Genomic DNA, 7,776 nt, shown 5'->3' with positions numbered 1-7,776 from the left:
GGCGCCCGCCCAGCCTGGCCGGGGGGGGGGGGGGGGGCGGGCCCGGCCGGCGCGGCCCCCCCCCCCCCCCCCCGCCACCGCACACCCTCTGGATGATCCGGGTCATCCGGGTGGTCTCAGCCGCTGGTCCTGGGGACTCCGTCGGCCGCGCCGGTCCCGCTCGACATGTCCTGCGTCCCGATGACCGACAGCAGCTCCAGCTGGGCGGCGCCTTCCGTTCCGGCCGGAGCGGTGAACCACAGCAGACGCTGACGTCCGTCCTCGCTGAACAGACTGTGACAGTCGAGTTCGATGGTGCCCAGCGCCGGGTGGACGATGCGCTTGTGATCGGTGCGCCGCAGGGCGACGTCGTGGTTGTCCCAGAGAGCGGCGAACTCCCGGCTGCGCAGCCGCAGCGCCGCCACCATCCCCACCACCTCGCTGTCGTCGCCGCGCAGGGCGGCGACCGCCTGGAGATCGGCCACGAAGACCCGGCAGTGATGGGGGTGGTCCTCGACCGGGTAGAGCGCACGCGCCCCCGGGTCGGTGAACCAGCGGTAGACGAAGCTCGCCTCGGGGCCGCGTACCGCCCGCTGCCGCCCGACGAGCGCGGCGGCCAGCTCGTTCTGGACGAGGACCTGGTGCAGGTCGGTGATGACCTGGGCGGGGGTGGTGGTCAGCCGGTCCAGCAGGCCGAGCAGGGCCGGCTGGACATGCGCGGTGGGGCCGCGGTGCGCCGGGGGGACCGGACGGTCGGCGAGGTGGAACAGGTGGTCGCGTTCGTCGCCGTTCAGCCGCAGGGCCCTGGCGAGAGCGGCAAGGACCTGCGCCGACGGCTGGGCGCCGCGTCCCCGCTCCAGCTCCGTGTAGTAGTCCGCGGACAGGCCCGCCAGTTGGGCGACCTCCTCGCGCCGCAGACCGGCGACCCGGCGGCGCGGTCCGGTCGGCAGGCCGACGTCGGACGGACGGATCCGGTCGCGCCGGGACTTCAGGAATGCGGCGAGCTCCGAGTGGTTCACCCCTCCATCCTCACGCGCGCCGCCGGGCTCAGCCAGGGGTCGCCGACCCCAGGGTGGGGACAGCCATGGCTGTCCTGACGACACCGGCGCACGCTGGAGTCACGAGCGGGGCACCGGCGGCCACGGTGCCGAAGGCCCGCCCGACGCCGCGAACGACTCGGCGGGGCGTTCCCGAACGTCCCGCACCGAACCTCTGAAGGAGTCCCGATGCCCGCCCAGGACCCGGCCCCCAGCCACTCCACGCCCGACCAGGGCGCCGACCGGCCCCGCGTGGCCATCGTCACGGGCGGTTCCCGTGGCATCGGCCGCGAGACCGTCGGCCGCCTCGCCGCCGACGGATTCGCCGTCGTGGTCGGCTACGCCGGCAACCGCGACCACGCCGAAGCCGCCGTGAAGGACGTGACCGCCGCGGGCGGCCGGGCCATCGCCGTCCAGGCCGACGTCGCCGAGGAAGAGCAGGTGGCCGCCCTGTTCGACGCGGCCGAGAACGAGTTCGGCGGGGTCGACGTCGTCGCTCACGCGGCCGGCCGCATGCACCTCGCGCCGGTCGCCGAACTGGACCTCGCGGAGCTGGACAAGATGCACCGCACCAACATCCGCGGCAGCTTCGTCGTCGCGCAGCAGGCCGCGCGCAGGATCCGGCCGGGCGGGGCGTTCGTCATGTTCTCCACCTCCGTGGTGGGCCTGGCCTTCCCCGGCTACGGCGCCTACACGGCCAGCAAGGGCGCAGTCGAGGCGCTCACCCTGATCCTCGCCCGTGAGCTGCGAGGCCGGGACGTCACCGTCAACGCCGTCGCCCCCGGCCCGACCGCCACCGCGCTCTTCCTCGAGGGCAAGGACGAGGAGACCATCGCCCACCTGGCCGCGCAGCCCCCGCTGGAGCGCCTCGGTACTCCCGCCGACATCGCCGCGGTCGTCGCCTTCCTCGCCTCACCGGCCGGCCACTGGGTCAACGGCCAGGTCGTACGCGCCAACGGCGGCATCATCTGAGGAATCTGGAGACTGAGGAATTTGGATACTGACGGATCTGGAGACTGACGGATCTGGAGACTGAGGGATCTGGAGACTGAGGGATCTGGAGACTGAGGGATCTGAGAAAACCGAGGAATCGGACCAAGGGCGGCCAGGGCGTGCGTGTCCTGAGCACCTCACCATCTCCCGATCGAGGTCCGAACGCTGCCCGGCCGACGTCCTGCAGGTCATCGTGGAAGACGTGCCGGGTGCCTTCGGTTCGTACCGAGACGGCTGGGAACTCTTCGACCGGGCCCGGTCGGACACGAAGAACATCTTCGTCGTCGAGGGCACGAGCCACTACGACCTGTACGACCAGCCGAAGTGCACCGCCCAGGCGCTGGAGAGGCTCGAGTCCTTCTTCGCGGAAAACCTGTAGACCGATGTCGCGGCGGCCGACGGGTGGCTGTCGTCGACCGAGGGGTGGTCGCGGGACGACCACCCCTCACCTATGCGGCCGGGGCCTGTAGCGGTCAGGGCACGTGGCCGGTCGAACGGAGAGCCCCTGGCGCCGGCGAGCTCGGCGTGGACCGCCGGCAGCACCCGCCGGTCCGGATGCGGCAGTCCGAGGTCGGCGAGGGCTGCGAGCTGACCGGAACGCGGGTCTCGCTGCCCAGGTCCTGTCGTTTGGATCAGCTCGGTGTCGCGAACGAAAGGCCCTGGTCGAGGCGCGACACCTGGTAGTGGCCGAGGTACCAGGCGCCCTCCACGCGCCGTGCCAGGACACCGAGATGGACGTTCACCGTGGGCCGGTCGGTGAACGAGAAGTCGACCTTCAGGTAGCCGAGTACAAGGTCCTCGGTGAGCCGTCTGGTCTCCAGGATCCGGTACCTGGCCGTCATCCCTAGGGGCTGGGAGTCGTAGTAGGCGGCGACACCCTGCCGTCCGACGCTGTAGGGGTGCAGCCCCTGGAAGATCGCGTCCTCGGTGAAGGCGGCGGCCACCCGCTCCGGCTCGTGTCCGTCGACGGCTTCCTGCCACCGGTCGAGGACGCCACGCAGGATCGCTTCACCGTCCGTGGCACTGTTCATCGGGGTCTCTCCTGTCGAAGGGGATCGGGTCCGGGTGCCGTGATCAGTGCCCGGCGCTCATGCCGCCGTCGACGTGGAGGATCTCGCCGGTGACGAACGGGGCGTTCTCCAGGTAGATCACCGCGTCGACGATGTCGCTCAACTCGCCCATCCGGCCGACCGGATGCAGTCCGGCGAGCACCGCGTGGGTCTCTTCCGGGTGCATCGGGGTCTTGATGGTGCCCGGCGAGACGGCGTTGGTGCGGATGCCCCGGGTGGCGTACTCGATGGCCAGGGACTTGGTGGCGGACTGGAGACCGCCCTTGGTCAGGGAGGCGAGCACGGAGGGGACGTTGGAGTCGGGGTTGTCGACGAGGCTGGTGGTGATGTTCACGATGTGGCCGCCACCCTGGGCGAGCATGTGCCCGATGGCCAGCTGCGTGATGTGGAAGAAGCCGGCCAGGTTCACGCCGGTCACGGTGGCGTAGTCCTGCGCGGTGTACTCGACGAAGGGCTTGGCGACGAACACGCCCGCGTTGTTGACCAGGGTGTCGACCCGTCCGAAGCGCTCGACGGCCGCGGCGACGACGCGTTCGGCGGTGGCGGGGTCGGCGATGTCGCCCTGGACGGTCAGGAGGTTCTGGTCGTGCGACTCGGGGATGGTGCGCGAGGTGGCCACGACGGCGTGGCCGAGCTTGCGGTAGGCCTCGACGAGACCGGCGCCGATGCCCTGCGACGCGCCGGTGATCAGGGCGACCTTCTGGTGCTGAGAGCTCATGATGACCTTTTCCGAAAAGGGTGAGTGGGTGGTCGCGACCGGTCGAGAGCGGGCTGTCACTCGTGCTCAGTTCTTACTAGCCGACCGGTCGACTATTTGGACCGTAGGTCGTGCCCCACGGAGAAGTCAAAGGTCGGCGCCGCCTTTTCGGGACCGGCTCGCTCGCACCTGGGAGGCTCGGCCTCCCACTCCAGGTCAATGCGAGGGAGGGTCGCCCGCGTGCAGTCAGGCGTACGGGTCGGTGTCAGTGAGATGTCAGTGAGAGTCCCCGCCGGCAGTCAGGCGTACGGGTCAGTGCCGGTGCGGGTCGCCCGCGGGCAGCCACACGTCCGGGCCGTCGATGCCGAGGTCGCCCACACCGTCGCAGAGGGCGTCGACGACGGCGAGAACCGCGGCACGGGCCTCGCTGCGCCGCCGGACCAGGGACCAGGTCCAGTGCACCTCCGGCGCGACGACGGGGCGCCGGACCAGGTCGGGCGGCAGGGGAGTGGTCTGCCCCTTGGGCGAGTTGACCACCGGGTGACCGCAGCGGCGAACGTGGTCGAAGAAGCCGGGGCCGGTGATCCCCCCGTCGGAGACGCGGATCGCCCGCGCCCCCGTGTCCTGGGCGAGTTCTTCGGCGTAGACGTTCCAGGACGCCCAGGACGTGGTGTCGTCGTCCAGGAGGACGCAGGTGTCCCGGGCGGGCACGGCACTCCTGTCGTCGCCGGCGGCCACGGCGTACAGCCGGTCGGCGCCGAGGAGCCGGGCCTGCAGACCGTGCCGCTCCAGGTCCTCGGTCCGCACCCAGCACACCGCGAGATCCAGGCTGCCGTCGGCCACCCGGGCGGCCTGGGTGTGGGAGGGCGCGACCCACGCGTCGACATGGACCCGCGCCACCGCGGAGGTGGCGGCCGTGAGGTCCGCGGGAAGCCAGTTGACGTAGCCGAGCCGGACGGGCTGCGATCCGGCCAGCCGGTCGGCGCGGCTGTGGAGGTCGGCGGCCCGTTCCAGCAGGGCGCGGGTGTGCGGGAGCAGGTCGGCACCGGCCGGGGTGAGGGTCACCGAGCGTCGGTCGCGATCGAACAGGCGTACGCCGAGGTCGCGTTCGAGGGCCTTGATCTGCTGGGACAGGGAGGGCCCGGCGATCAGCAGGCGCTTGGCGGCCCGGCCGAAGTTCAGTTCCTCGGCGACCGCGACGAAGTACCGCAGTTGGCGCAGCTCCACGCCCGCCACTCTACGCCGGTGGGAGGCTGCGCCTACCAGCAGCGAGGCGGTCGGTCGTGGCGGCTTCCGGGCCGGCGGGGACACGATAGGAGCAGGGACACCGCGGAGCGCGCGGTCGCGGCGGCAGCCGCGGGGCGCCGGAAAGCGGTCCGTGTGCGCTCGCGCGCGGCTCGCGCCGCGCGCCCCGTCGAGTCGAACGGAGCAGGACCATGCGCGACTTCCTGGTCGAGATCACCACCACCGTCCCCGAGGGCACCAGCCAGGACGAGGTCGACCGGCGGCGTGCCGCCGAAGCCGTCCGCGCCGGGGAACTCGCGGCCACCGGTCACCTGGCACGCTTGTGGCGTCCGGTCGGCGAGCTGCGCAGCATCGGCATCTGGCGGGCCGACGACGAGGACGAACTCCACGAGAAGGTGCTCGGCACGCTGCCGCTGCGCCCTTGGATGAGCCTCACCGTCACCGCGCTCGAATCCCACCCCAACGACCCGGGGCGATCCGACCCCTCCGCGTGACGGCCACGCGCACCCGTTCACCCGGTTCCGCTCCGCCGCCCGGCCGAACCCGCGAGCCGCGCCACGCCCGCGTGCGATCCGCGTGCCCCCTCGCCCATGCGCCCCGCGTCTACGCGCTCACTTCGCGTACGCCCCCCGCGCCTACGTCTCCCCGTCGTTGAGGTACGAACACGCCATGACCGCAGTACGTCTGCGAGGACCCCGGTCCACCCCCTCGGACGCCCCGCCGAACTCACCCTGGGGCCATGTCGTCCGGGCCGCCGCGGCGCTCGCCGCCGGCATGGGGGTCGGCCGCTTCGTCTACACCCCGATCCTTCCCCTGATGAATACCCAGGCGGGGCTGTCCGCCGACGCGGGCGCGCACCTGGCCACCGCCAACTACGTCGGCTATCTCGTCGGCGCGCTCGCAGGCATCCTGGTGCCCGCGCTGGTCCGCTCCCGCGTGGCGCTGCGCGGTTCGCTGCTGGTGCTGACGGCCGGGCTGGCCGCGATGCCGCTCACACACAGCACCGGGGTGTGGCTCGTACTGCGGCTGCTGGCCGGGGTCGCCAGCGCGTTGATCTTCGTCGTCGCGGTCAGCTCGCTTCTCGGTCACCTGCGGCAGCACCCCGCCCACCTGCCCGGCTGGGGCTTCGGCGGGGTCGGTGCCGGGATCGCGCTGTCCGGCCTGCTCGTCCTCGTACTGCGGTCCGCGGCCGACTGGCGGGCCGCCTGGTGGGCCGCGGCCGTCCTGGCCGCCGTCCTCGGCGCCGTCTCGTGGAACCTGCGCCCCGAACCGCCGCCGGCGGCCACGGGGGAGTCCCCGACACCCGGTGCCGGCCCCTCGGCGCCGCGCACGCACCGCTGGTTCGCCGTCCTGTGCGCGAGTTACACGCTGGAGGGCGTCGGATACATCATCGCCGGCACCTTCCTGGTCGCCGCGATCGGCCAGGGATCCCCGGGCTGGACCGGCAGCGGGGCCTGGGTCCTGGTCGGCGTGGCGGCCGTGCCGTCCTCGGCGTTGTGGGCCCGGCTCGGACGGCGCTGGTCCGGGCCCGACGTGCTGCTCGCGGCGCTGGTCCTCCAGGCGATCGGCATAGCGCTCCCCGCGCTCGTCGGCGGTGTGGCGGCCGCGCTGATCTCCGCGATGCTGTTCGGCGCGACGTTCATCGGCATCAGCACCATCGCTCTGGCCACGGGTGCCGATCTGCGGTTCCCGCGCTCCGTCGCGCTGCTGACCGCGGGATATTCCGTCGGTCAGATCCTCGGCCCGCTGCTCGTCGCCCCCCTGCTCCAGGACGGCTACCGGCAGGCCCTGATCCTGGCCTCCCTGGTGGTCCTCGCCGCCGCGGCCGCCGCCGGCGTCCTGCGCATCGGCTTCCCCCGCCACCTGACCGCGGCACGGCGTGCCGTACCCGTACCGCGCCCGGCATCGGCGGAGACTGGCCCGATGCGGGCCGAGCGCCCCTGACGGACCAGCCCCGCGGCGGACCGGCGGGAGGTCCCCGTCCCGGACACCGCGCACGCCGTACGACCGTCCACGCCGCCCGGCCGCCGCCCGCCGTACCGGGCCACGCGCTCGGCACCGCCCCGGCGGCTCGGCGACCGACCGCCGCTCACGCCTCTGACCTGGAGTCGCTCATGACCACAGCCACGGACCTGATGATCGTCACGATGGACGTGCGGTCCGCGCGTCCGGCGGAGCCGGGCGATCTGTCGCTGGCCCTCGCCGGAGCCGAAGCCATCGACCTGATCGGCGCGGAGGTCCTCACCCTGCGCGGCGACCACCTCCTGCCCGGTCTCCAGCCGGCCCTGGGGGACGGCCTGTTGGACGAGGCAGCGTCGTCGCTCGTCCGGCAGGAGCCGTACGAGTCGATCGAGGACTGGCTGTGGCGGCGCGGACGCGGCCTGTCCCGGGCGTACCTCGCCGCTCTGGAGAAGGACGGCGGCATCACCACGCGGCGCCGGGGCTGGAATCCGCTGCGCACCACCGAGCCCGCGCTGGTCGACTCGCCGGCCCGCAGTCACGCCGCCGACCGCTGGCACGCGGGCGATCCCGTGCTCGCCGCGCTCGCGGCCGCCGTCGGGATCACCGACCAGCCGGCCGCGGACTCCCTCGACGCGGTGAGCGATCCGGTCGTGACCGTGCTGGCGGCCGTCAACGACGCGGTGATGGAGCTGGAAGCCGTACGGCAACGGCAGGCCGTCGAGAACGCGGCATTCGACAATGTCTGGCGCGGCGAATAACGGGGACATCGGCAAGGGACGGGTTGTTCGCCCGC

9 protein-coding genes are annotated in these 7,776 nt (G+C 72.7%); 5 read left to right on the top strand and 4 right to left on the bottom strand.

The window, feature by feature from the left end; translation table 11 throughout:
* Window positions 1-116: 116 nt before the first annotated feature.
* A complete protein-coding gene (locus tag ACFV0T_RS16050) occupies window positions 117-998 on the bottom strand; it encodes a helix-turn-helix transcriptional regulator (RefSeq protein ID WP_385778850.1) in 882 nt (293 codons plus the stop codon).
* A 207-nt stretch (window positions 999-1,205) separates the two neighbouring features.
* Here ACFV0T_RS16050 and ACFV0T_RS16045 point away from each other — a divergent pair, with 207 nt between their 5' ends.
* Together ACFV0T_RS16045 and ACFV0T_RS16040 are read left to right on the top strand one after the other, a co-directional pair.
* Window positions 1,206-1,988, top strand: coding sequence for an SDR family oxidoreductase (locus tag ACFV0T_RS16045; RefSeq protein WP_385778848.1), 783 nt, complete (start codon window positions 1,206-1,208; stop codon window positions 1,986-1,988).
* 223 nt (window positions 1,989-2,211) lie between these two features.
* Window positions 2,212-2,388 carry a hypothetical protein gene (locus tag ACFV0T_RS16040; protein WP_385778846.1) on the top strand — a complete coding sequence of 59 codons (177 nt, stop codon included), beginning with the start codon at window positions 2,212-2,214 and terminating at the stop codon, window positions 2,386-2,388.
* A gap of 253 nt (window positions 2,389-2,641) precedes the next feature.
* Here ACFV0T_RS16040 and ACFV0T_RS16035 read toward each other — a convergent pair whose 3' ends face one another.
* The 3 genes from ACFV0T_RS16035 to ACFV0T_RS16025 form a co-directional block, all read right to left on the bottom strand.
* Complete coding sequence (locus tag ACFV0T_RS16035; protein WP_385778844.1) at window positions 2,642-3,040, bottom strand: SgcJ/EcaC family oxidoreductase; 399 nt, start codon at window positions 3,038-3,040, stop codon at window positions 2,642-2,644.
* A 43-nt stretch (window positions 3,041-3,083) separates the two neighbouring features.
* Complete coding sequence (locus ACFV0T_RS16030) at window positions 3,084-3,797, bottom strand: SDR family NAD(P)-dependent oxidoreductase (RefSeq protein WP_385778842.1); 714 nt, start codon at window positions 3,795-3,797, stop codon at window positions 3,084-3,086.
* Window positions 3,798-4,088: 291 nt separating this feature from the next.
* On the bottom strand, window positions 4,089-5,012 hold the full coding sequence (locus ACFV0T_RS16025) for a LysR family transcriptional regulator (protein ID WP_385778840.1): 924 nt from the start codon (window positions 5,010-5,012) through the stop codon (window positions 4,089-4,091).
* A 200-nt stretch (window positions 5,013-5,212) separates the two neighbouring features.
* On the opposite strand from ACFV0T_RS16025, the gene ACFV0T_RS16020 reads away from it, so the two are divergent.
* From ACFV0T_RS16020 to ACFV0T_RS16010, 3 genes are all read left to right on the top strand, one after another.
* Window positions 5,213-5,515 carry a muconolactone Delta-isomerase family protein gene (locus tag ACFV0T_RS16020; RefSeq protein ID WP_385778838.1) on the top strand — a complete coding sequence of 101 codons (303 nt, stop codon included), beginning with the start codon at window positions 5,213-5,215 and terminating at the stop codon, window positions 5,513-5,515.
* Window positions 5,516-5,690: 175 nt separating this feature from the next.
* The gene (locus ACFV0T_RS16015; RefSeq protein ID WP_385778836.1) at window positions 5,691-6,965 is read left to right on the top strand and encodes a YbfB/YjiJ family MFS transporter; all 1,275 of its coding nucleotides are present in this window, start codon (window positions 5,691-5,693) and stop codon (window positions 6,963-6,965) included.
* 170 nt (window positions 6,966-7,135) lie between these two features.
* A complete protein-coding gene (locus ACFV0T_RS16010) occupies window positions 7,136-7,741 on the top strand; it encodes a GPP34 family phosphoprotein (protein WP_385778834.1) in 606 nt (201 codons plus the stop codon).
* Window positions 7,742-7,776 lie beyond the last annotated feature (35 nt).

This window comes from Streptomyces sp. NPDC059582 (assembly GCF_042735715.1).
GTDB lineage: Bacteria > Actinomycetota > Actinomycetes > Streptomycetales > Streptomycetaceae > Streptomyces.
This window is presented reverse-complemented; position numbering and strand designations above follow the sequence as displayed.